At 72.3% G+C, this 22,776-nt stretch carries 18 protein-coding genes; 13 read left to right on the top strand and 5 right to left on the bottom strand.

The features are described 5' to 3' along the window. Positions 1–17 precede the first annotated feature (17 nt). Both AAH991_RS15920 and AAH991_RS15925 read left to right on the top strand, forming a co-directional pair. Positions 18–1,397: an FAD-binding oxidoreductase gene (locus AAH991_RS15920; protein WP_346226588.1), complete on the top strand. Its 1,380-nt coding sequence runs from the start codon at positions 18–20 to the stop codon at positions 1,395–1,397. A gap of 231 nt (positions 1,398–1,628) precedes the next feature. Then, a complete protein-coding gene (locus tag AAH991_RS15925) occupies positions 1,629–2,978 on the top strand; it encodes an FAD-binding oxidoreductase (protein WP_346226589.1) in 1,350 nt (449 codons plus the stop codon). A 51-nt stretch (positions 2,979–3,029) separates the two neighbouring features. On the opposite strand, the gene AAH991_RS15930 is transcribed toward AAH991_RS15925, so the two are convergent. Beyond that, on the bottom strand, positions 3,030–3,710 hold the full coding sequence (locus AAH991_RS15930; protein WP_346226590.1) for a DUF4097 family beta strand repeat-containing protein: 681 nt from the start codon (positions 3,708–3,710) through the stop codon (positions 3,030–3,032). A 158-nt stretch (positions 3,711–3,868) separates the two neighbouring features. Here AAH991_RS15930 and aceB point away from each other — a divergent pair, with 158 nt between their 5' ends. From aceB to AAH991_RS15985, 11 genes are all read left to right on the top strand, one after another. After that, positions 3,869–5,458: a malate synthase A gene (gene aceB / locus AAH991_RS15935; protein ID WP_346226591.1), complete on the top strand. Its 1,590-nt coding sequence runs from the start codon at positions 3,869–3,871 to the stop codon at positions 5,456–5,458. Between the two features lie 18 nt (positions 5,459–5,476). Beyond that, the gene (locus AAH991_RS15940) at positions 5,477–6,928 is read left to right on the top strand and encodes an FAD-linked oxidase C-terminal domain-containing protein (protein WP_346226592.1); all 1,452 of its coding nucleotides are present in this window, start codon (positions 5,477–5,479) and stop codon (positions 6,926–6,928) included. Beyond that, entirely contained in the window at positions 6,928–8,208 is a 1,281-nt protein-coding gene (locus AAH991_RS15945) for an FAD-binding oxidoreductase (RefSeq protein WP_346226593.1), read from the top strand. Before AAH991_RS15940 ends, AAH991_RS15945 begins: the two co-directional genes overlap by 1 nt. Before the next feature lies 1 nt (position 8,209). Further along, positions 8,210–9,481, top strand: coding sequence for a (Fe-S)-binding protein (locus AAH991_RS15950; RefSeq protein ID WP_346226594.1), 1,272 nt, complete (start codon positions 8,210–8,212; stop codon positions 9,479–9,481). Positions 9,482–9,483: 2 nt separating this feature from the next. Continuing rightward, positions 9,484–10,212: an IclR family transcriptional regulator gene (locus AAH991_RS15955; protein ID WP_428833994.1), complete on the top strand. Its 729-nt coding sequence runs from the start codon at positions 9,484–9,486 to the stop codon at positions 10,210–10,212. 29 nt (positions 10,213–10,241) lie between these two features. Beyond that, positions 10,242–10,460 (top strand): DUF2277 domain-containing protein, encoded by a 219-nt coding sequence (locus AAH991_RS15960; RefSeq protein WP_346226597.1) that lies wholly within the window; start codon positions 10,242–10,244, stop codon positions 10,458–10,460. Positions 10,461–10,564: 104 nt separating this feature from the next. Further along, positions 10,565–11,233, top strand: coding sequence for a hypothetical protein (locus AAH991_RS15965; RefSeq protein ID WP_346226598.1), 669 nt, complete (start codon positions 10,565–10,567; stop codon positions 11,231–11,233). 181 nt (positions 11,234–11,414) lie between these two features. Then, entirely contained in the window at positions 11,415–13,388 is a 1,974-nt protein-coding gene (locus AAH991_RS15970; protein ID WP_346226599.1) for an FHA domain-containing protein, read from the top strand. A gap of 106 nt (positions 13,389–13,494) precedes the next feature. Continuing rightward, positions 13,495–14,259: an RNA polymerase sigma factor gene (locus AAH991_RS15975; RefSeq protein ID WP_346226600.1), complete on the top strand. Its 765-nt coding sequence runs from the start codon at positions 13,495–13,497 to the stop codon at positions 14,257–14,259. Continuing rightward, entirely contained in the window at positions 14,256–15,302 is a 1,047-nt protein-coding gene (locus AAH991_RS15980; protein ID WP_346226601.1) for a CU044_5270 family protein, read from the top strand. Before AAH991_RS15975 ends, AAH991_RS15980 begins: the two co-directional genes overlap by 4 nt. Positions 15,303–15,407: 105 nt before the next feature. Further along, positions 15,408–17,069, top strand: coding sequence for a hypothetical protein (locus AAH991_RS15985; RefSeq protein ID WP_346226602.1), 1,662 nt, complete (start codon positions 15,408–15,410; stop codon positions 17,067–17,069). A 10-nt stretch (positions 17,070–17,079) separates the two neighbouring features. On the opposite strand, the gene AAH991_RS15990 is transcribed toward AAH991_RS15985, so the two are convergent. From AAH991_RS15990 to AAH991_RS16005, 4 genes are all read right to left on the bottom strand, one after another. Then, positions 17,080–17,847: an HNH endonuclease family protein gene (locus AAH991_RS15990; protein WP_346226603.1), complete on the bottom strand. Its 768-nt coding sequence runs from the start codon at positions 17,845–17,847 to the stop codon at positions 17,080–17,082. A 461-nt stretch (positions 17,848–18,308) separates the two neighbouring features. After that, positions 18,309–19,259 carry an ABC transporter substrate-binding protein gene (locus tag AAH991_RS15995; protein WP_346226604.1) on the bottom strand — a complete coding sequence of 317 codons (951 nt, stop codon included), beginning with the start codon at positions 19,257–19,259 and terminating at the stop codon, positions 18,309–18,311. Between the two features lie 212 nt (positions 19,260–19,471). After that, a complete protein-coding gene (locus AAH991_RS16000) occupies positions 19,472–20,452 on the bottom strand; it encodes an ABC transporter substrate-binding protein (RefSeq protein WP_346226605.1) in 981 nt (326 codons plus the stop codon). After that, positions 20,449–22,386 carry an ABC transporter permease gene (locus tag AAH991_RS16005; RefSeq protein ID WP_346226606.1) on the bottom strand — a complete coding sequence of 646 codons (1,938 nt, stop codon included), beginning with the start codon at positions 22,384–22,386 and terminating at the stop codon, positions 20,449–20,451. Before AAH991_RS16005 ends, AAH991_RS16000 begins: the two co-directional genes overlap by 4 nt. Between the last annotated feature and the right edge of the window lie 390 nt (positions 22,387–22,776).

Genomic DNA, 22,776 nt, shown 5'->3' on the forward strand with positions numbered 1-22,776 from the left:
GGCACGAGGAACCCACGATGTGGAGGGAAGAGATGGACCAGATCAAGGCGCTCGGCGCCGACCTGCGCCGGGTGGTGCGCGGCCGGGTGCTGGTGCGCGGCGACGAGGGCTTCGACGAGAGCAGGCGCCCCTGGGACATGGCCGTCGACCAGCGGGTCGCGGCGGTCGTCGAGGCGCGGGACGCCCACGACGTCGCGGCCGTGGTCGGCTACGCGGGCCTCGCCGGGCTGCGGGTCGCCACCCAGCCGAACGGGCACGCCCCGGCGGCCTTCGAGGACGCGATCCTGCTGCGCACGGGTGCACTGCGCGGCCTGACCGTACGGCCGGCGCAGCGGGTGGCCCGGGTGGAGGCCGGCGTCCCGTGGGGCGCGGTGCTCACGGCGGCGGGTGAGCACGGGCTGACACCCCTGGCGGGCAGCACGGGGGTCGTCAGCGCCACCGGATTCACCCTGGGCGGGGGCCTGAGCTGGTTCGGGCGCAGGCACGGCTTCGCCGCCGGCGGCGTGCGCGCGTTCGAGGTCGTGGACGCATCGGGCGAGCACGCCACGGTCACGCCCGGCGGCGACCCCGAGCTGTTCTGGGCGCTGCGCGGCGGCGGGGGCGACTTCGCGGTGGTGACCGCGATGGAGATCGACCTGCATCCGGCGCCGGTGCTGTACGGCGGGCGGATCCTGTGGCCGGCCGGGCGGGCCGCGGAGGTGCTGGCCGCCTTCCGCGCCACCACGGCCGTGGCGCCCGAGGAGCTGACGGTCTGGTTCCACCTGCTGCAGTTCCCTCCGCTGCCCGAGGTGCCCGAGCCGCTGCGCGGCCTGTCGGCCGTGACGATCGACGTCACCTATCTGGGCGACCCGGACGACGCGCGGGCCCTGCTGCACCGGTTCGACCGGATTCCCGAGCCCGTCTTCGACACCCGCGGCCGGATGCCGGTGGCGAACCTGGCGGACATCTGCGCGGAGCCGACCGGCCCGACGCCCGCGCTGCTGCGTGCCGAACTGCTCACCGGGCTCGGTGACGCAGACGCGGCGGCGCTGCTGGCCGCCGCCGGGCCCGGCACCATCGCGCCGCTCGCCTACGTGCAGATCCGCCACCTGGGCGGAGCGCTCGCCCGGGTCGACGAGAAGGGCGGAGCCTGCGGGCGCATCGCGGAGCCCTACCTGCTGAGCACGCTCGGCGCGCTCGCGGCGCCCGGGATGGAGGAGGCGATCCGGCGGCGGCAGTCGGCCGTCGCGGACGCGGTGGCGGGGGTCTCGACCGGCCGCAAGCCCTTCACCTTCCTCGGCCACGGGGAGCCTGCCGCGTCCGCCTTCCCGGCCGAGATCCTGGCCCGCCTGCGCGAGGTCAAGCGCCGTCGTGACCCGCATGGCGTGATCCTCGGAAACCACCCCGTCCTCGGGTGACGGCGGCCGGCGGTCCTCCTCGCGCTCCCGCACCCACGCAGCGACAGCCCTCTCGAGCGGACCGAACAGGCGGAAATCCATGGTTTCCCTGGACATGGGGATTTCGATCAGTAGCGTATTGCCCGGCTTTGCCGTTCGACGACTAGCGAACTCCTAGTCGATTACTCATCCACCGCAAACCGCCCGCACCAGGATGTGGAGCGATCAGAGAGCGTGAATCGGGAGGAAATTGTGTCGACGGAGACCGATCTGCGGCGGACGGTGCGCGGACGGGTGCTCGTGCCCGGCGACGACGCCTTCGAGGCGGCCCGGCTGCCGTGGAACCGGGCGGTGGACCAGACCGTGCGGGCGGTCGTGGAGATCGAGGACGCGGCGGACGCGGCCGCCGTGGTCCGCTACGCGAAGCTCGCCGGACTCGCCGTGGCCGCGCAGCCGAGCGGGCACGGCGCCACGACCCGCCTCGACGGCACGATCCTGCTGCGCACCGGCCGGCTTCGCGGCGTCGAAGTGCGGCCGGAGCAGCGGACCGCCAGGGTCGAGGCCGGCGTGCAGTGGGGCGAACTGCTGGCCGCGGCCGCCAAGCACGGGCTGACCGGACTGCCCGGCAGCTCTCCCGTCGTCAGCGTCACCGGCTACACGCTGGGCGGTGGGCTCGGCTGGTTCGCCCGCAGGCACGGCTGGGCGGCCGGCGCCGTACGGGCCTTCGAGGTGGTGGACGCCGACGGCGTGGAGGCCCGGGTGACGGCGGACTCCGATCCGGACCTGTTCTGGGCGCTGCGCGGCGGCGGAGGCGACTTCGCCCTGGTGACGGCCATGGAGCTGGACCTGCATCCGGCGCCCCTGCTGTACGGCGGGCGCATGCTGTGGCCCGCGGAGCGGGCGCCCGAGGTGCTCGCCGCCTTCCGCGAGGTCACCGGCGCCGCTCCCGTGGAGCTGACCGCCTGGTTCACGATGGTGAAGTTCCCCCCGATGCCCCAGGTCCCCGAGCCGCTGCGCGGTCTCGCCGCGGTCGCGGTGGACTCGACGTTCCTGGGCGGCGAGGAGGAGGGACGCGGCCTGCTGCGGCGGTTCGAGGACATCCCCGGCGTGATCCTCGACACCCGCGCCCCGATGGCGCCGGACGCCGTGGGCGGCATCTGCGCCGAGCCGACGCAGCCGGTGCCCGGCGCGGGCCGCGGCGAACTGCTGACCGGGCTCGGCGAGGACGTGGCCGGCGACCTCCTCGCGGCCGTGGGCGGCATCGCCCCCCTCGCCACGGTGCAGGTGCGCCACCTGGGCGGCGCGCTGAGCGGGCCCGTCGCCGGCGGCGGTGCGGTCGCGCCCGTCGCGGAGCCGTACCTGCTGGGCATGATCGGGCCGGTCATGTCGCCCGAGGCCGGCCGGGCGGTCGCCGCGCGGCTGACGGAGATCGCCCGGGCGATGGCGCCGCACACCACCGGCCGCAAGCCCTTCACCTACCTGAACGGCGGCGAGAAGGCCGCCTCCGCGTTCGACGCGGACACCCTGGCCCGGCTGCGCGAGATCAAGCGCCGCCGCGACCCCGCCGGCGTCCTCCGTTCCAACCAGCCCGTGCTCGCCTGAGGCGCTCCCCGGGCGCCGGGGCGCCGCGGGCGGCCCCGGTAGCGCGGGGAATCACAACTTGTGCACCTCGGCGTCGCCCGATCCGGTCCTGATCGTGATCGCGTGCGGCGCCGAGTCGTCGTCCGCCACCTCGATCCTGCGGTCGCCGCTCCCGGTGGACGCGTCGATGTTGTAGGCGCCGTCGGGCACCCAGAGCCGGCCGTCGCCCGACCCTGTCACCGCCTGCACCTGGTCGGGCACGACGGTGAACCGGAGCGTGACGTCCCCCGACCCCGTGCGGGCGCCGACCCGGGTGGCGGCGAGCCCGCGCGCGTCGACGTCGCCCGACCCGGTGGAGGCGTTGACCTGCCCGCTCAGGTTGCGCAGCGTGATGTCCCCCGAGCTGGTGTCGATCTTCACGGTGAGACCGCGCGGCACCTCCACCTTGTAGTCCACGGAGCAGTTGCCGCACTTGTAGGAGAGCGTGAGCGTGTCCCCGGCGACGGAGTGGCCGTCGGCGGGCTTGTCCCCGCTCCAGTGCAGGGTCTCGGTGACGTGGACGCCGGACCTGTCGCTCTCGTTGACCACGACGTCGCCCGATCCCGTGCGGGTGTCGATGACGGTCACCTTGTCCGTCACGTCGTAGGACTGCACGGCCTGCTGCCCGCCGAAGCCGAGCCGTACGTCGCAGGCGGCGACGGCGAGGCTCATCCCCAGGACGGCCCCCGCGACTGCCATCGTCTTGTATCTCATGTCCTCGATCTTCGGGGACGCGTACGCCGTCTCTCATCGGGGAAGTCCCTCAGCATCCCCTGAGCCGTCCCCGACGAGCCACCCCGCGTTGACCCCCGGCCCTTCCCTGAAGTAGCGTCGATTCCACGATTCAGAACTATTTTTCCGGAAGGTGGAAAATGACGGAAGGCGTCGAGATCAAGGGCCCCCTGCTGGACCGGTTCGACGAGATCCTCACTCCCGAGGCCCTCGGCTTCGTGGCCACCTTGCAGCGCGAGTTCGACCCCAGGCGCAGGGAACTGCTCGCCGCCCGGCAGGCGCGGCAGGAGGAGCTGTCCGCGGGCGGCATGCTCGACTTCCTCCCCGAGACCGCCCACGTCCGCGAGTCCGAGTGGCGGGTCGCCCCGCCCGCGCCGGGGCTGGAGGACCGCAGGGTCGAGATCACCGGTCCGGTCGACCGCAAGATGACGATCAACGCGCTGAACTCCGGTGCCAAGGTCTGGCTGGCCGACTTCGAGGACGCCAACTCCCCGACCTGGGAGAACACGGTCAACGGGCAGCTCAACCTGCGCGACGCCCTCGACCGTACGATCGACTTCTCCTCCGGCGGCAAGACGTACGCGCTGCGGCCGGACGAGGAGCTGGCCACGATCGTGGTCCGCCCGCGCGGCTGGCACCTGCCGGACAAGCACATCCTGGTGGACGGGTCCGAGATGTCCGGGTCGCTGCTCGACTTCGGGCTCTACTTCTTCCACTGCGCGCGGCGGCAGATCGACAAGGGCCGCGGGCCGTACTTCTACCTGCCCAAGATGGAGTCGCACCTGGAGGCGCGGCTCTGGAACGACGTGTTCGTCCGCGCCCAGGAGCTGCTGGGCGTCCCGCGCGGGACGATCCGGGCGACCGTGCTGATCGAGACCTACCCCGCGGCGTTCGAGATGGAGGAGATCCTCTACGAGCTGCGCGAGCACTCCGCGGGCCTCAACGCCGGCCGCTGGGACTACCTGTTCAGCGTCATCAAGAAGTTCCGCACCCGGGGGCGGGAGTTCCTTCTGCCCGAGCGCAACGCGGTGACGATGACCGCGCCGTTCATGCGGGCCTACACCGAGCTGCTGGTGCGCACCTGCCACAAGCGCGGCGCGCACGCGATCGGCGGGATGGCGGCCTTCATCCCCTCCCGCCGCGATCCCGAGGTCAACAAGGTCGCGCTGGAGAAGGTCCGGGCCGACAAGACCCGCGAGTCCGGCGACGGCTTCGACGGCTCCTGGGTGGCCCACCCCGACCTCGTGCCGGTCTGCCGCGAGGTCTTCGACGGCGTGCTCGGCGACCGGCCCAACCAGCTCGACCGGCTGCGCGAGGACGTCAACGTCACGGCCGAGGACCTGCTCGCGGTGTCCAAGACCCCCGGCGAGATCACCGAGGCCGGGCTGCGCAACAACGTGGACGTCGGCCTGCGCTACCTGGCGGCCTGGATGGGCGGCAACGGCGCCGCGGCGATCCACAACCTGATGGAGGACGCGGCGACGGCCGAGATCTCCCGCTCGCAGGTCTGGCAGTGGATCCACAACGACATCACGCTGGCCGACACCGGCGCGGTGGTGACACGGGAGCTCGTCGAGCGGATCATCGAGGAGGAGCTGGCCCGCATCGCCGCCGAGCCGGGCTACGACGAGAAGCTCTACGCGCAGGCCACGGCACTGTTCAAGGAGGTCGCCCTTGACGACGACTTCGCGGAGTTCCTCACGCTTCCCGCGTACGCGCGCATGCCGTGAGCGGATGAAGGGAGGCCGATGCCCGAGCTCGAACGGCTGACCGAGCGCCTCGCCGCCGTGCTCCCGCCGGACGCCGTCATCACCGATCCCGTACGGCTGCGCACCTACGAGTGCGACGGGCTGACCCACCACCGGGCGACCCCCGGCGTGGTCGTGCTGCCCGGGACGGCCGAGCAGATCGCCGCGGTGGTGCGGCTGTGCGGCGAGCACGGCGTGCCCTTCGTCGCCCGGGGGTCGGGCACCGGCCTGTCCGGCGGCGCCCTGCCCCGCACGGACGGCGTGCTGATCGTCACCTCCCGCATGCGGCGGATCGTCGAGATCGACATCCCGAACCGCCGGGCCGTGGTGGAACCGGGGGTGACGAACCTGGCGATCACCGAGGCGGTGCGCGATCAGGGGTACTACTACGCCCCCGACCCCTCCAGCCAGCAGGTCTGTTCCATCGGCGGCAACGTCGCGGAGAACTCGGGCGGCGCGCACTGCCTCAAGTACGGCTTCACCGTCAATCACGTCCTGGCCGCCGAGATCGTGACACCGGACGGGGAGATCGTGGAGCTGTCCGCGGACGACCCGGGCTACGACCTGCTGGGGGCGTTCATCGGCTCCGAGGGCACGCTCGGCATCGCCACCAGGATCACCGTACGGCTGTCGCGGGCGCCCGAGGCGGTCACGACCCTGCTCGCCGCCTTCACGGGCATCGAGGCCGGCGGCCGCGCGGTGTCGTCGGTCATCGCGGCGGGCGTGGTCCCGGCGGCGATCGAGATGATGGACGCGCTGGCGATCGAGGCGGCCGAGGCCGCCGTGCACTGCCGTTACCCCGCCGGGGCGGGAGCCGTACTCGTGGTCGAGCTGGACGGGCCGCGCGCGGAGGTCGAGCACCAGTTCGCCGCCGTGGAACGGCTCTGCCGGGACAGCGGCGCCTTCGAGATCCGGGTGGCCGCCTCCGCCGAGGAACGGGCGGCCATCTGGAAGGGCCGCAAGTCGGCGTTCGCCGCCGTGGGCCGGATCAGCCCGGCGTACATCGTGCAGGACGGCGTGGTGCCGCGGACCGCGCTGCCGCGCGTGCTCGCGGGGATCGACCGGCTGCAGGAGGAGTACGGCATCCGGGTGGCCAACGTCTTCCACGCCGGCGACGGCAACCTCCATCCCCTCGTGCTGTTCGACGACACCGTGCCCGGCGAGGCCGAGCGCGCCGAGGCCGTCAGCGGGCGCATCCTCGACCTGTGCGTCGAGCACGGCGGGTCGATCACCGGGGAGCACGGCGTCGGCGTGGACAAGGCCCGTTACATGCCCCGGATGTTCACCGAGGACGACCTCGACACCATGCAGCTCCTGCGGTGCGCGTTCGACCCGGAGGGCCTGGCCAACCCCGGCAAGGTCTTCCCCACGCCGCGGCTGTGCGGGGAGGCGCCGGGGGTGCGCAGGGGTGCGCACCCGCTGGTGGAGGCCGGCCTGGCGGAGCAGTTCTGATGGACGCCGCCGGGATTGCGCTGGCCGCGACGGGCGTGGACATCCGCGCGGCGGGTGACGGGGACGAGGTCGCGGGCGTGCGCCCGCGCCGGGTGGCGCTGCCCGAGTCGGCCGAGGAGATCGCGGCCGTCATGCGGGCGTGCGCCGCGCACGACCTGGCCGCCGTCGCGACCGGCGGCCGCACCAAGCTGCATTGGGGCGCCCGGCCGGAACGCTGCGACGTGCTCGTGGACCTGTCCCGCATGAACCGCGTGCTGGAGCACACGGCGGGCGACCTGGTCGTGCGGGCGCAGGCCGGCGTCACCCTGGAGGCGCTGGCGGACACCCTCGCCGAGGCCGGCCAGGAGCTCGCGCTCGACGTGCCCGTGCCCGGCACCACGGTCGGCGGGCTGCTCGCCACCGGCATCGCCGGGCCGCGCCGGTTCCGGTACGGCACGGCCCGCGACCTGCTCATCGGCGTCACGGTCGTACTCGCCGACGGCACGATCGCCAGGTCGGGCGGGAAGGTCGTCAAGAACGTCGCCGGATACGACCTCGGCAAGCTGTTCACCGGCTCGTACGGCACGCTCGGGGTCATCGCGGACGCGACGTTCCGCCTCCATCCGCTGCCCGCCGCCCGCGCGTGGGTGACGGCGACCGTCGAGCGCCCGGTGACCAGAACGGAGCGGGTCATGTCGGCGGCCGACATCCTGCTGACGGCGGTCCCGGCGGTGACGGAGTCGCCGCTGGAGCCGAGCGCGGTGGAGATCGACTGGCCCGACGTGGACGGTCCCTGCACGCTGGCGGTCCTCGTCGAGGGCGCCGCCGCGACCGAGCGTGCCAAGGCCCTGTGCGAACTGCTGGGCGAACCGATGGGCGGGACGGCGGAGGTGACCGAGGAGCCGCCACCCTGGTGGAACCGGCTCCCCTCGCCGGACGACGACACGCTGCTGGAGCTCAGGATCGAGGTCTCCTCCCTTCCCCACATGCTCCCCGCGCTGCGGGAGGCCGCCCACGCGTCGGGGGCGCGGCCGGCGATATGCGGCTCGCTCGCCGCCGGGACCCTGCACATCGGTCTGCGGGGCCTGCCCAACGAGATCGCCGGGTTCGTGGGCCTGGCGCGTGACGACGCCGAAGGGATGTACGGCGGCCGGGTGGTCGTGCTCGCCGCGCCGTGGGAGGCCGCGCGCCGCCTCGACCCATGGGGGCGTGTGGGCGCGCTGCCGCTGATGCGCCGGGTCAAGGAGCGGTTCGACCCCGGTCGCCGGCTGTCCCCCGGCCGCTTCGTGGGAGGCATCTGACATGGACCCCGAGCTGATCAAGGACTGCGTGCACTGCGGGTTCTGCCTGCCCACCTGCCCGACGTACGTGCTGTGGGGCGAGGAGATGGACTCCCCGCGCGGGCGCATCCACCTGATGGGCCAGCACGTCGAGGGCACCCCTGTCACCGACGCGATGGCGGGCCACTTCGACGCCTGCCTCGGCTGCATGGCCTGCGTCACCGCGTGCCCCTCCGGCGTGCGGTACGACCGGCTGATCGAGCAGACCCGGGCGGTCGTCGAGCGCGAGCACGTGCGCCGCCCGGACGAGCGCGCGATCCGGGCCCTGGTGTTCGCGTTGTTCCCCTACCGGCGCAGGCTCCGGGCGATGCGGCTGCCGATGCGGCTGAGCAGGCGCCTCCAGCCGTTCCTGGAGCGGGTGAACCCCTCGCTCGGCGCGATGGCCGAACTGGCCCCCGGCGTCCCCCGGCCCGTACGGCTGCCGCCACTGGTGCGGGCGAGGCGGCGGCGCAGGGCGCGGGTCGGGCTGCTCACCGGCTGCGTGCAGGGCGAGTTCTTCCCGCAGGTCAACGCGGCGACGGCCCGGGTGCTCGCGCTCGAGGGCTGCGACGTGGTGATCCCGCCCCGGCAGGGCTGCTGCGGGGCGCTGTCGCTGCACTCGGGCCGGGAGGCCGAGGCGCGCAGGTTCGCCCGCCGCACGATCGCCGCCTTCGAGCGGGCCGCCGTGGACGCCGTGGTGGTGAACGCGGCGGGCTGCGGGTCGAGCATGAAGGACTACGCCGAGGTGCTGGCGGACGAGCCCGGCTGGGCGGCCCGCGCCGAGGCGCTGCGGACCCGCGACCTGGCGGAGTTCCTGATCGAGCTGGGTCCCGTCGCCGAGCGCCGCCCGCTGCCGGTCACGGTCGCCTACCACGACGCCTGTCACCTGGCCCACGCCCAGGGCGTGCGCGCCCAGCCGCGCGAACTGCTGCGCGCGATCCCGGGGCTGGAGTTGCGGGAGGTCGAGGAGTCCGCGATCTGCTGCGGGTCCGCGGGCACCTACAACCTCTTCCGGCCCGAGGCGGCCCGGCAGCTGGGCGACCGCAAGGCCGAGCGGGTGCTCGCCGCGGGCGCCGACGTGCTGGTGTCGGCCAACCCGGGATGCACCATGCAGATCGCGGCCGCCGTGCGGAGGGCGGGCAAGGGGGAGCTCCGGGTCGCGCACACGGCCGAGGTGCTCGACGCCTCGCTGCGAGGGCTGGGACCCGGCATCCTGGGACGGTCCCCGATGCGGAGGAGGAGGAGGACGCGGTGAGCGTGCAGAGCGTCGACCGTGCGCTGGACGTGCTCGAAGCACTGTCCGAGCACGGCGGCCAGGCCGGCCTGTCGGAGATCGCCGCCAGGACCGGCCTGCCGTACGGGACGATCCACCGGCTGTTACAGACGCTGCTGGCCCGCGGGTACGTCCGGCAGGAGTCCGACCGGCGCTACGCCCTCGGCGGCGCGCTGGTGCGCATCGGCGGCGTCGCCGAGCGGATGCTCGCGGTGTGGGCCGAGCCGTACCTCGCGAGGCTGGTCGAGCTGTCCGGCGAGACGGCGAACCTCGCCGTGCTGGAGGGCGACTACGTGGTCTACGTGGCCCAGGTGCCCTCGCCGCGCAGGCTGCGGATGTTCGCCGAGGTCGGCCGTCGCGTGCTGCCGCACAGCACGGCCGTCGGCAAGGCCCTGCTGGCCGGGCGGGACGACGCGGCGGCGGTGTTCCGGCGCACCGGGCTGCCCCGCCGTACGGACCGGACGATCACCGAGCTCGGGGACCTGCTGGAGGAGCTCGACCGGGTGCGCGCCCGGGGGTACGCGCTCGACCTGGGCGAGGAGGAGAACGGCGTGCACTGCATGGCCGTGCCCGTCCACGACGGCGGGCGGGCCTTCGCGGCGATGTCGGTGTCCGGACCGGCCGAGCGCATCGACGCGATCGACCGCGAGGAGCTCGCCGCGATGCTGCGCAAGGTGGCGGAGGACTTCGGCACCGCCGTCTTCCACTCCTGACCACACCCCGGATGGGTCACCATGGGGTCATGTGCCGAAGCATCAAGACCCTGCGCCCGCCGTTCACCGACGAGGTCACCGAGGAGGACATCCGGGCGGCGGCCCTGCAGTACGTCCGCAAGATCTCCGGTTTCCGCGCCCCGGCGGCCCACAACGCCGAGGCGTTCGACCGCGCGGTCGAGGAGATCACGCGGGCCAGCACGGCCCTGCTGGCGTCCCTCCAGGTGCGCGGCTCGGCGACCGGGTAACGCCGCCGGTTCCACGCGGCACAGCCCAGCGGCACGTCATAGGCAGCACGTAGCAGGCAGCACGGTCCAAGCGGATCACAAGTGGCGGGCGGGACAGTGGCCGCATGGGTGTCATCTCCGCTTTCCTCCTGGCCCGGCGGCTGCGCAAGGGGCCGACGCTGCTGCTGCCGTACGTTCCCGACCTCACGACCGTGCTGGAGACCGTGCGGCTGCACGATCCGCAGGCCGGGCCCTACTGGCGCGGGTTCAAGATCGGCGAGAACGTCGAGCTGCGCGGGCCGATCGAGCTGACTCCGGAGCTGGCGGCCAGGGCGGGGCTTCCCGCGGGCTGGGGTGCCGCGTTCTTCGCCCGCAACATCGACAGCGAGGCGGGCGGCGACTTCGCCCGGCCGAGCCTGCTCGTGCGGGGGCTGGCCGAGCGGCTCGGCGGCCGGGAGCACCCGGAGTGCCAAGAGCCTCCGGAGGACCTGGCCGAGGTCACCGGCGGGCGGCTCATCCCGGTGGACGAGGTGATCGGCCTGCTCGCTGACGATGTGCCCGGCCTCGCCGTCACGACGGTGACCGACGCCGGCGCGACGTTGCTCACCAGCGCCGAGAGCCCGATCGAGGTCTTCGTCAACGAGTGGGACGCCGACGACGTGACGTACGAGCTGTCCGCGGACGGCGGCTACGGCACGGAGGTCCCCGCCGCCGCCCGGCGGGCCGCTCTCGCGATCGCGGCCCGCGCGGGCGGGGTGGCCCGGGACCACAACGGGTTCCTCATCACGGAGTGAGCACATCGGGGGGAAACGGCCCGGCGGTCCGGCGGAGCAGGGGCGAAGGGCGAAGGGCGCGACGGCGGCCTCGCCCGCACGGGGGTGATTACCCGTCCTGACTGGGACGCTTTGCGGCAGACGGGAAGCGTGTAACGATTAATGATCGCATCGGCGGTACCGAGGGAAAGGGGGCGGACCGATGCCACCCGCGATCGTGGGGCATGAAGGTCCCCTTGCCGGTCAGCGTTTCCCGATCGACGACAAGCCGATCACCTTCGGTCGCAGAGGCGACAACAGTGTGGTGATCACGAGTGAGAGGGCCTCGCGCTTCCACGCCGAGGTGCGCCGCGAGGCCGAGGGCTACGTGCTACTCGACCGGGGCAGCAGCAACGGGACGCTGGTCAACGGCAGGCGTGTCACCACGCATGTGCTCCGGCCCGGCGACACGATCGCCATCGGAGGGGAGACGTTCCGCTTCGAGGTGTTCGACGACGCCGAGACGGTCATGGACACCTCCCTGATGCAACGGTTCCGCCGGTCGTTCCCCGACGTCGAACCGGATCAGGTCCTGCACGTCACCGTCTCCGGCGGCGGGCCCGTCGGGCTGGCCTTCGCCCTGCTCCTCGATCACCTCATGGGGCACCGGGTCGCCATCACGATCTACGACGGCCGCTGGACCCAGGACGGGTCGCGGGTCGTGTGGAAGAACGCCGCGCAGGGCAACAACCGGCGGCAGCAGGTCGTGACGGTGCAGAGCCGCCAGTATCTGAACCTCCCGGAGGACGTCCAGTCGCGGTTGTTCACCGAGGGGTCCTACAGCGAGATGTGGCCGGCCGGTCCGGACTCGATCCGTGACTACCGCCCGCGGAACATCCGGATCGCCTACATCGAGGACACCCTGCTGGAGATGGCGAACGAGAGGTCCGCCCGCATCCGCCTGGTGCCCGAGAGATTCGACCCTGCGGAGCGCCAGGACGCCGTGGCCAAGGAGCACGTGCTCGCCATCTGCGAGGGAGGGCGCTCGCGGACCCGCGAGCACTTCACCGACAGGTTCGGCCGGGCCGACGACTCGATCTTCTCGCTCGACGGCCGGCACCTGCAGGACGTGGTGCTGGGGCTGCGGGTGAAGTCCGGCCTGCCGGACCCGGCGATCGTGCTGCTGACCGTGGCGCAGAACCGGTTCCTCCTGAACTCCCTGCGCGGCGAGGGCTTCCTGAACATGCGGCTCACCGACGACGAGGCCGCGGAGGTCGTCGGCATCGATCCCGTCCGGCACGTGTTCGAGGAGTGCGTCGCCTCCAGTCCATGCCTCATGGAGCGCACCGAGGACGGGGACTTCCACTGTTCGACCCACCACACGCTGTTCCTGCCCGCCCTGATCAGGGGTTCGGCACTGTGGAGGCGGGCGAAGGAAGGGCTGGCGCTCTTCGGCGTCGCCGACGGCGACGTGAGCGCCGTCACCGCCTTCCGGCTGGACATGGTGCAGCGGCCGCGGTTCACCGCCCGGTTGTACTCCCCCACCTCAACCACCCCGGGGACGTACGGGTTCCTCCTGGGGGACGCGGCCAACGCGATCCACTTCTGGCCGGGAAGGGGCCTCAACAGCGGGCTGGCGTCGGCCATCTCGCTGGCCCGGTCGCTCAACCGCAACTGGCGCGGCAGGCCGTTGCGGGACGCCGACTTCGTCCGGCACGAGGCGGCGATGTCGATGCTCCAGTATCGGCACAAGAGCCGCGCGTGGAACGCGATGGTGACCACCGACGAGCAGGGGGTCACCCGGGCGATCAAGGACACGATCGTCCAGGGCATCGAGGAGGGCCGCGCCGCCCCGGACAGAGAAGCGGACATCGAGGCCCTGATGGAGCGCCTGCGGCAGATCCGCGACCGCCTGTCCCCACGGGTTCCCGGCATGCCCGACGACGTGACCCTCATCCGGCACCTGCGCGAACTGCGGAGCGAGACGCTGCGTACCCTGCTGGTGAGCGGCGCCTGGGAGACGCTGACGGTCGGCGGCGAGGAGGTCGACATCGACATCTTCGACCAGCCGGTCCCCGCGGCGTCCCCCGCGGCGTCCCCCGTGTCGTCCCCCGTGGCATCCCCTGCCGAGGGGACGCTCGTCGCGCGGCAGCCGGACGGACGGACCGGACGGTCCGGCGGCACGCCCTCCGGCTGACGTCGCTCCGGCGAACCACGGAACCGGCCCGGTCCGTCCGGCGGAGTAGGGGTGAAGGGCGCGACGGCGCCCGCGGAAGGACAACCCCTATGAATGGACAAATCGGGTGGTGAGGACGGTCTCCGGCGACACGCGCTTCCCCGCGGCCGCCCCGGGTCATGAGCCCGGCGGCTCCCGCGACGGCACGGACCCGGGATCCGGGACCCGCGGCGGGGCACGCGGCGCCGTCGGCTTCCCGCCGTACGACACCGGCCCCGATGGCGCCGGGCCATACGAGTATGGGCCGTCCGGCACCGGACCGGAGGGTGCCGAGCCGAGCGACGCCGGGCTGATCGAGGCGTCGCTGACCACGCCCGAGCGGTTCGCCGGCGTCTTCGACCGGCACGCGGACGAGATCCACGCCTACGCCGGCCGCCGTCTCGGCCCCGAGCACGCCGACGACGTGACGGCGGAGACGTTTCTTGTGGCGTTCCGCAAGCGGCACCGGTACGACACGTCCCGGCCGGACGCCCGTCCCTGGCTGTACGGCATCGCCGGCAACCTCATCTCCGGGCACCGCCGCTCCGAGGTCCGGCGCCTGCGGGCCCTTGCCCGCGCGCCGCGCGACGCCGACGAACGCGGCTTCCATGATGAGGATCGCGGTGCGGAGCGCGCGAGCGCCGCCGCCCTGCGGCCCGCCCTCGCCGCCGCGCTGGCCAGGCTGTCGGCCGCCGAGCGCGACCTGCTCCTGCTGGTCGCCTGGGCCGACCTCTCCTACGAGGAGGCGGCCGAGGCGCTGAGGATTCCCATCGGCACGGTCCGCTCGCGCCTGCACCGGGTGCGCGCGAAGCTGCGCCGCCATCTCGACCTTCCCGAGGAGAACGGCTCATGACCGACGAGATCGACCTGGTGGCGCGGGAACGGCCCGACGTCGCGCCCTACTCCCTGGCCGCCAAGGCGGCCGTACGGCGGCGGCTGGCCGACCCCACGGGGCGTCCCGCCCGCCCACGCCCGCGTCCGTACCTGCTGCTCGCGGGCGGGACGGCGCTGCTCACCGCGGTGGGGGCCGCGGCCGTCACCACCGTCCTGACGGGACCGCAGACCCTGACGGGACCGCAGACCCGGCCGGCGACGGTGAGCGCGGGGGTCGTGCGACTGCCGGAGGTGTCGGCCATGTCGGCCGAGGAGGTCCTGGGCAAGGCGGCCCGCGCGGTGACCGACCTGTCGCCGCGCGACGACCAATTCGTCAAGGTGAGCTCCCAGACGATGTACGAGGCCAGTGTGGTCGGCGAGGGCGACAAGGAGTCCCGATACCTCTACCGGACCAAGCGGACGATCTGGCTGTCGGCCGGCGGCACGAGGGACGGCGCGCTGAAGATCGACCATCTGGAGCCCCGCGCCTACCCCGGCTGGCCGATCCCGCCGGAGGCGTACAGGGAGAAGGGCACCGAGTGGATGCGGCTCCCCGCCTGTGACAGCGTGCGGGACACCGCCTACACCAGGCTGAAGAAGCTGCCCGCCGACCCGGAGAAGATGCGCGCCTACCTGTACGACCGGCCGCACGACGACAATCCACCGGACACGGGGGCGTGGACTGCCGTCGGCGACCTGTTGCGGGAGACCTACGTGCCGGCGCCGCAGCGCGCGGCGCTGTTCAAGGCGGCCGCCACGATCCCCGGGGTCACCGTGACCGAGAACGTCGAGGACGCCGCCGGACGGTCCGGCATCGGCGTCGGCCGGGTCTCCGGCGGGGTGCGCGAGGAGATCATCTTCGACCCGTCCACGTACGAGCTCCTCGGGGAGCGCGGCATCGTGGTGGACGAGAAGCAGGCGAAGGCGCCCGTCGGGAGCCTGGTCGCCTCGACCGCCCAGCTGGAGGTCACGGTCGACGACACGGCGCCCGAGGTGGACGACCCCCACGCCGGCTGCGGCTGAGTCACCGGCCCGGCGCCCACGGCCGGCCACGCCGGGTCACCGGCCCGTCGGGCCTGTCGGTGCGCTCCCCTAAGATCGTCCTCCTGTCGCATGGAAGGACGTGACGTGGTGCGGCTTCGACCGGAGCTGTGGGTGCCGAGGCTCTACGTCGGGGTCGCCGGCGTCGCCGCCGTGGCCGCCCTCGTCACCTGGGACGTCGGGCCGTTGTGGCTGGCCGTCCTGTGGTGTCCGCTCGACGAGTTCCGCGCGGACGTCCTGATCGACGGGCACACCGTCGCGGTCGCGGTGCCGGTCCTCCTCGCGATCCTCGCGCTCAAGGCCTGGATGCTGCGGCAGGTCCTCACCTTCCCCCGGCAGGCGGGCCCGCACGGCGGCCGGAGGGTGGTCTGGCTGCGGCGTCTGCTCTACCTGACCGTCGCCCACGCCGTGGTCCTCCGGTTGCCGGCCGGCCTGCTCCCCGGGTTTCTGGAGGACTCCGTCGAACTGGCCCTGTGGGGCCCGACGCAGGTGCTGTTCGCGCTGGTCCTCTCCGGTTGGTGGGTCCGGCTCTGCGCCGTCGCCGCCGCGCCGGCGGCCTCGGCGGCCCTGGTGGAGCACTGGCTCCTGCCGCTCGCCATCGCCGCCATGTCGCCGCGCGCGCCGTCGCCGTTCCCGGGTGAGCCGGCGCTGTTCCCGGGCACGCTGTCACTCAAGATCGGCATCATGCTGCTCAGCCTGGCCGCGCCGGCCTGGCAGACGCTGGTCCTCATCGGCCAGCACCGCGACGGCAGGTGGAGCAGGGCGACGCTCGCGGCCGGCTGGCTGAGCCTGGCGTTCTCGCCGGCCGTCCCGTTGGCGGGCGCGGTCCTCGAATGGGCGGTCCCGTCCTCCGCCTGGCCCCTGCCCCTGCTGGTGAACGAGTGCGGCGACGTGATGCTCGCGGTGTGGCTCGCCCGCTCCGCTCACGAACTCGCCGCGCCATGGGCGGCGCCACGCCCCGCGCGCCCGCTTCGCCTGCCCAGGCCGATCCCGGCGGCGGCCGTGATCCTGCCGCTCCTCGTGCTGGTGCGGCCCGAGACCGCCCCGAGGTTCACCTTCACCGGCCGGGGCGAGGAGTGCTACGGGTGGACGCGGCACGCTGTCCTGGAGGAGGCCGGCAGCGAGCGCGCTTCGCGGGGCGCCGGCAGGAACGCGCTGGTGTTCCTCTGCCCGGAGGCGGCGGCCTCCGGCGAGCCCGACTTGCTGCGCCCCGAATCCGACGTGCGCGCGGACGCCGACCGCTACGTCGCAGAGGAGAACGCCCGCTGCCGGGATCCCTGGCCTCGGCTGCGGGCCCGGCGGCAGGGCACGGCCGCGTACTTCCTGTTCGAGGGCGGGGGATACGGCGTGTACGACCCGGACGACACCACCGAGGAGGGCGCGGGCGCCTTCGACGCGGCGGTGGACGACGGGTTCGTCGCCGCCGCGGGCAGTTCGGTAGCCGTGATGACGTACGGCGAGAACGAGCCGATGTGCCTGACCGTCAAGGCGTTCGGCTCCGCTCCCCCGCTGCGGTTGAAGGGCTGGGATCAGGTGGCCGAGGTCGGCGTCGTCAGCCGCAGCGGCCGCCTCGAGGTGCCCTCGTACGACGGCGGCGGCGAGGGCGCCGGGGCCAGGCTGCCGAACCTGGCGGTGAAGGGACCCGGGCGCTACCGGCTGCGGGCCTACGCCCGCGGGCCGGAAGGGGCCGAGGAGCACCTGGTCGTCGTGTTCCCCGGCCGGTCGGTCGAGAAGGTCGTCTACCGGTGAGCCGGGCCTTCTACTTGCACTGCTCCAGCATGGCCGCCTTGTCGGCGGAGGTCACCGGCAGGTCGTACTTGAGTGCGACCTGGGCGAAGCGCACGGCGTAGGAGCAGCGGATCTCCCTGCGGGGCGGCAGCCAGGTGGCCGGCCCCGAGTCGCCCTTGGAGCCGTTCGTGGAACCGTCGACGGGGATCAGGTTGAGCGGGTCGTTGGCGATCTGCTTGCGCTTGCTCTCGCTCCACCGCGACGCGCCCATCTGCCAGTCGTACGACAGAGGCATGACGTGGTCGATCTGGACCTCCGCCGCTTTCGACTTGGTCCAGTCGATCGTCTTGCCGGTGTAGGGGTCGTAGAGGGTCATGGAGGTGATGACGCAGTTGGACCCGCTGCGATACTTGACGTCCCGGCCGTCCCGCTTCAGCAGGTCGTTGCGGGTGTCGCAGCCGTTGCGGCCCCACGGGATGTCGTCCACGCTGTCGGCCCAGGCGTAGCCGAACTTGTCGCGGTCGTAGCCGGTCTTCGCCCCCCGGCCCTTCGTCGCCACCTTGTCGATCAGCTTGCGGGCCTCCGCCCGGTCCTTGTCCGACGTGATGGCCTTCAACCCGGGCCCGGTGCCGTCGGGGTTGTCGAGCGGATTGACGCCCAGCTCCGTCTTCGAGTCGCTCTTCCCGCCGCCGCTCTGGCCCGTGAGGGCGTCGTCGAGTTCCGGCATCGGCCCACAACCGGCCAGTACGGCCACCGCCACGGAGATCCCGGCGATCACCCGGATACCACGCCCGCCCACTGTCACCCCTAGGTAATGAAATATCCCTCTCAGATATAGCAAAGTGCAAAAAGGTGGCAAAGGAGGCACGCACATAGTGCGGATTTCGTGACCGTGACAGAGGCCGCTCAGGTGATGCTTCGCCGAGCGCACCGGCTCCCGGCGGACCTGCCGCCTCGGCCGAGCGGTTCGACGCCGCCCGCACCCGGCTCGCAGCGCTGCCGGCGGCCCTGCCGCCCGACCGGCCTGTCGGCGTGTTCGCCCATGTGCTTCCGCTCGGTCCGATCGCAGCGTTCCGAAGCCCGTACGTCCGGAACGCCGGCCCGGAACGAGGGACAGGTGCGGCTCGGCGGCGGCTTCCCGGGCGATGGGCGCGAGAGTTCGGCCGGGCGGGGACACGACGAGGGGCGCGGCGCGCCGTGCGCGCCACGCCCCTCGCTCAGGATCGGTGGGATCAGGCCCGGTGGATCGGCCTCCCCGGGTCAGGCCGGGATCCAGTCCTGCCAGACGATCTTGTTGGCCTCGACCCACTTGCGGGCGGCGTTCTCCGCGCTCATCTTGTTCACCGCCATGTCGTAGGCCACGGCGTTCTGGTCGTCGTTGGTCCAGACGAAGTTCTTGATCAGCTCATACGCCTGGCCGCCGCTCTTGGCGAACTTCACACTGACGATCTTGTCGAGCAGGTACGGCGGGTAGTCGCACTTGACCGTCTTGACGTTGTTGTCGCACCCGATGGCGTACGGCGGGAGGTTGATCTTGACGAGCTTGAGCTGGTTGAACAGCCACTGGGGCTCGTAGAAGTACATCAGCAGCGGCGTCTCGTTCTCGGTGGCCTTGCGGGCCGCCGCGATCAGCGCGTCCTCACTGCCGGAGTAGACCACCTTGTAGGGCAGGTTCAAGTTCTTGATGAGCGCCTCGTCGTTGGTGACGAAGGACTTGTCACCCGCGAGGAACTGGCCCAGGCCGTCGCTCTTGTCGGTCTTGAACAGGTCCTTGTACTTAACCAGGTTGTGCCAGTCCGTGATGTCCGGATACTTCTTGACCATCCACTCGGGGACGTACCACCCGATGACGCCCTTGTTGCCGTTCTCCCCCGCGGTGATCGCGACCTTCTTGTCCTCGATGAACTCCTTCTTCAGCTCCGGGTGGCTCCAGTTCTCCAGGACGACGTCGACCGTGCCCTTCTCGAAGCCCTTCCAGGAGTCCGCCTCGCCGCTCTCGATCTCCTCGACCTTGTAGCCGAGCTCCTTCTCCAGGAGATAGGCGACGACGGCGGCGCTGGCCTCGTAACCGATCCAGGGGTTGATCGCCAGTCGCACGGTCTTCGTGCCGCCGGCGGCGCCTGCTCCGGCGGCGTCATCCGAACTCCCGCCACTGCAGGCGGTCATGGCCAGCGCGAGCGTCAGCACGCCGGCAAGGAGACGGATCCTCATATCTGACCTCATCTGATGTCGTACGGGCGGCGAACGCGAGCGGCGGGGCCGCGGCGACACCGGGAGAGTATTCCACAACAAGCGCGATCGGCCGCGATCGCGGGGATCGCGGCCGACGAGTGCTCGCGCCCGGCCGGGCGCGGGGGTCGTGATCCCGGGACTGTCCCGTGATCTCCTGCCGCGGCGACCGCGGCAGGCGGACACGACCTAGATCACTTGGGCATCCAGGCCTGCCACTTGGCGGTGTTGGCCTCCACCCACTTCTTGGCCGCGTCCTCGGCGGACATGCCGTTGTTGGTGATGTCGTCGGCGACCGCGTTCTGGTCGTCGTTCGTCCACTGGAAGGCCTTGATCAGCTCGTAGGCCTTGCCGCCGGTGTCGGCGAACTTCTTGCTCACGATCTTGTCGAGGTCGTACGGCGGGTAGTCACAGGCGACCTTCTTGGGGTCGCTGTCGCAGCCCTCGGTGTACGCGGGAAGGTTGACCTTGACCAGCTTGACCTGGTTGAACAGCCACTGCGGCTCGTAGAAGTACATGAGCAGCGGCTTCTTCTGCTCGGTCGCCTGCTTGGCGGCCTTGATCAGCGCGGCCTCGCTGCCGGCGTACACGACCTTGTAGTCGAGCTTCAGGTTCTTGACCAGGGCCTCGTCGTTGGTGACGAAGGACGGGTCACCGTCGAGCATCTGGCCCTTGCCGTCCGACTCGGACGTCTTGAACAGGTCGGCGTACTTGTTGAGGTTCTTGTAGTCGGTGATGTCGGGGTACTTCTGCACCATCCACTCGGGCACGTACCAGCCGATGACGCCCTTGTTGCCCGTGCTGCCCGCCTCGACGGCGACCTGCTTCTCCTCGATGTACTTCTTCTTGAGGTCCGGGTGGCCCCAGTTCTCGATGATGACGTCGACGTCACCGGACTCCATGCCCTGCCAGGACGGCTCCTCGGCGAGGGTCACCTTCTCGACCTTGTAGCCGAGCTCCTTCTCCAGCAGGTAGGACACGACGGCGGCGCTGGCCTCGTAGCCGACCCAGCCGTTGATGGCGATCTTGACCGTGCCCGCCGCGGACGCGCCCGCGGAGCCCGCGGCGCTCGCGCTCGGCGCCGCCGCGGAGTCGTCCTCGACCTTGGCGCCTCCGCAGGCGGCCATACTGAGGCCGAGAACGAGAACCCCTGCGATTAGGCGTAACTTCTTCATGCGTTCCTCTTCTTGTGGGGAGAGCGGCGCCCGTTGGCGCCTTGCGTGATCCGGTCGAGCATGACTCCCAGGAGGACGAGGGCGACGCCGGCCGCGAGGCCCTTGCCGTAGTCCTCCTGCTGCGCGATTCCGGCCACGACGTCGTATCCGAGAGCTCCAGCGCCGACCAGCGCGCCGATCACCACCATCGCCAGCGTCATGACGATGCCCTGGTTCGCCGCGAGCAGCAGCGAGCCGCGGGCCATCGGCAGCTGGACCTTCCACAGCAGCTGCCGATCGGTGGAGCCGGCGGACTTGGCCGCCTCCATGACGGTCGGGGGGACCGCCCGCAGGCCGTCCTCGACCAGGCGCGCGACCACCGGCACCGCGTAGATGAACGAGGCCATGATCGCGGTGAAACGGCCGTTGCCGAACAGGGCCACGGCGGGCAGCAGGTAGGAGAACGACGGCATCGTCTGCGCCGCGTCCAGGATCGGCCGCAGCCCGGCGGCGAACCACCGCGACCGCGCGGCCAGCACGCCGAGCGCGAGCCCCGCCGCGATCGTGATGACGGAGGCGACCAGCACGATGGTCAGCGTCTCCATGCCGTGCTGCCACAGTTGCAGCGCGGCGACGCCCACGAGGCAACCCGCGGCGATCACACCGGCCACCGGTCCGCTCACCCGCCAGGCGAACACCAGCACCGCCGCGGTGATCAGCCACCAGGGCGCGCTGGTCAGCACGTCCTGCAAGGGATTCAGCAGGCCGTACGCGACGACGTCGTTGACGAAGCCGGTGAAGGTGTACCAGTGCGTCTCGATCCACTCGACCACGTCGTTGATCGGCCGGACGAGCTGCACGTGCCACTGCTCGGGGAACTCCTGCGCCAGCACGGGGGTCAGGACCAGCCCGGCCGCCGTCAGGACGGCGAAGCCGCCCCAGCGGACCACCCGCGCCCGCCCGCCGCCGTCGCGCCGCTGGGCGGCCGCCCGCGTCATCCGGTCGAGCACGATGGCGAGCAGCACGATCGCGACGCCGGGGATGAGTGCGGCGCCCACGTTGACCCGGGCGAGGGCGCGGAGCAGGTCCACGCCGAGTCCGGGGGCCGCGATCAGCGCGACCAGCGGCACCATCGACAGCGCGGCGGCGATCGTCTGGTTGACGCCCAGCATGATCGTGTTGAGCGCCAGCGGCAGGCGGACCTTGCGCAGCGTCTGCCATCCGGTCGCGCCCAGCGACTCCGACGCCTCCACCGCGACGCCGGCGACCCGCTGGATGGCCAGCGACGTGATCCGGATCGCCGGCGGCATCGCGTAGATCATGGTGGCGAACGTCGCGGACGCCGGCCCGATGAGGAACAGCAGCACGATCGGCGACAGGTACGAGAACGTCGGCATGATCTGCATGACGTCGAGCACCGGCGTCACGATCCGCCGTACGCGGGGCGAACGGCCGGTCCAGATCCCCAGGGGGATGCCGAACAGCAGCGACAGCACCACCGCGGACAGCGTCAGCGCGAGCGTGTCGACGCTCGCCTCCCAGAAGCCGAGCACCCCGACGCCGGCGAAGCCCGCGAGCGACACGAGCGCGATCCGCCAGCCGCCCGCGAGCCAGCCGAGACCGGCGGCCAGGCCGATGAGCCCCGGCCAGCCGAGCGCGACCAGGGCGCCCTGGATCAGCGTGTAGATCTCGGACACGCCCAGGCGCAGGTAGTTGACGACGTAGAGGAAGATCGGGCTGCTGTTGCGGTTGGCGTCGACCCAGTCACGGGCGTCGTTGAGCCAGTGGAACACGGCGGCGTCGTCGTCGTGGGGCAGCACGGCCTTGCCGCGGAAGGCCACGTAGAGGGCCACCACCGCGACCACTCCGGCGACAGGCGCGACCCATCGCGGCAGGCGCCGGACCCGCGCCGGGGCCTGTACGGGCGGCGCCACCTGCACAGGTGCGCTCACCATCTACGCCTCCCCGGACGCGCCGGAGGGGGCGACCGCCGCGCCCCCGCGCGTCCTCGCCTCGGCGGTCGCGGACGTGTCGCCCTCGTCCCGCGCCGCGGGCTGCTGCGGCGTCTTCGCCCTACGCCTGCGGGCACGCTTCTTCGCGGGGGCGGGCGCGTCGCCCTCACCCTCCGCCGCCGGCTGCTCCTGCCCGGCGGCGGAAGTCCCGGACTCGTTCTCCGGTGCGGACTTCCGCGAAGGCTCCGGCGCAGGCGCTTCCTCCGCCGGCGTGGCGGTGGAGACGGGCTCCTCGTCCGAGGGCTCCTTCTCCCGGGTCGCGCCGGACGGCTCCCCGTCGCCGGAGACCTCCGTGCCGCTCTCCTCCGGAGCCCGGTCCCCGTCGCTCCCGGA

Origin of the sequence: Microbispora sp. ZYX-F-249 (assembly GCF_039649665.1) — a bacterium.
Taxonomy (GTDB): domain Bacteria; phylum Actinomycetota; class Actinomycetes; order Streptosporangiales; family Streptosporangiaceae; genus Microbispora; species Microbispora maris.

What these genes read in the sequence shown, in the direction of transcription:
- AAH991_RS15980 (WP_346226601.1), top strand. Translation starts at nt 14,256, where the DNA reads ATGACCGACGAGATCGACCTGGTGGCGCGGGAACGGCCCGACGTCGCG.
- AAH991_RS15940 (WP_346226592.1), top strand. Translation starts at nt 5,477, where the DNA reads ATGCCCGAGCTCGAACGGCTGACCGAGCGCCTCGCCGCCGTGCTCCCG.
- AAH991_RS15920 (WP_346226588.1), top strand. Translation starts at nt 18, where the DNA reads ATGTGGAGGGAAGAGATGGACCAGATCAAGGCGCTCGGCGCCGACCTG.
- AAH991_RS15960 (WP_346226597.1), top strand. Translation starts at nt 10,242, where the DNA reads ATGTGCCGAAGCATCAAGACCCTGCGCCCGCCGTTCACCGACGAGGTC.
- AAH991_RS16005 (WP_346226606.1), bottom strand. Translation starts at nt 22,386, where the DNA reads ATGGTGAGCGCACCTGTGCAGGTGGCGCCGCCCGTACAGGCCCCGGCG.
- AAH991_RS15970 (WP_346226599.1), top strand. Translation starts at nt 11,415, where the DNA reads ATGCCACCCGCGATCGTGGGGCATGAAGGTCCCCTTGCCGGTCAGCGT.
- AAH991_RS15930 (WP_346226590.1), bottom strand. Translation starts at nt 3,710, where the DNA reads ATGAGATACAAGACGATGGCAGTCGCGGGGGCCGTCCTGGGGATGAGC.
- AAH991_RS15995 (WP_346226604.1), bottom strand. Translation starts at nt 19,259, where the DNA reads ATGAGGATCCGTCTCCTTGCCGGCGTGCTGACGCTCGCGCTGGCCATG.
- AAH991_RS16000 (WP_346226605.1), bottom strand. Translation starts at nt 20,452, where the DNA reads ATGAAGAAGTTACGCCTAATCGCAGGGGTTCTCGTTCTCGGCCTCAGT.
- AAH991_RS15950 (WP_346226594.1), top strand. Translation starts at nt 8,210, where the DNA reads ATGGACCCCGAGCTGATCAAGGACTGCGTGCACTGCGGGTTCTGCCTG.
- AAH991_RS15965 (WP_346226598.1), top strand. Translation starts at nt 10,565, where the DNA reads ATGGGTGTCATCTCCGCTTTCCTCCTGGCCCGGCGGCTGCGCAAGGGG.
- AAH991_RS15945 (WP_346226593.1), top strand. Translation starts at nt 6,928, where the DNA reads ATGGACGCCGCCGGGATTGCGCTGGCCGCGACGGGCGTGGACATCCGC.
- aceB (WP_346226591.1), top strand. Translation starts at nt 3,869, where the DNA reads ATGACGGAAGGCGTCGAGATCAAGGGCCCCCTGCTGGACCGGTTCGAC.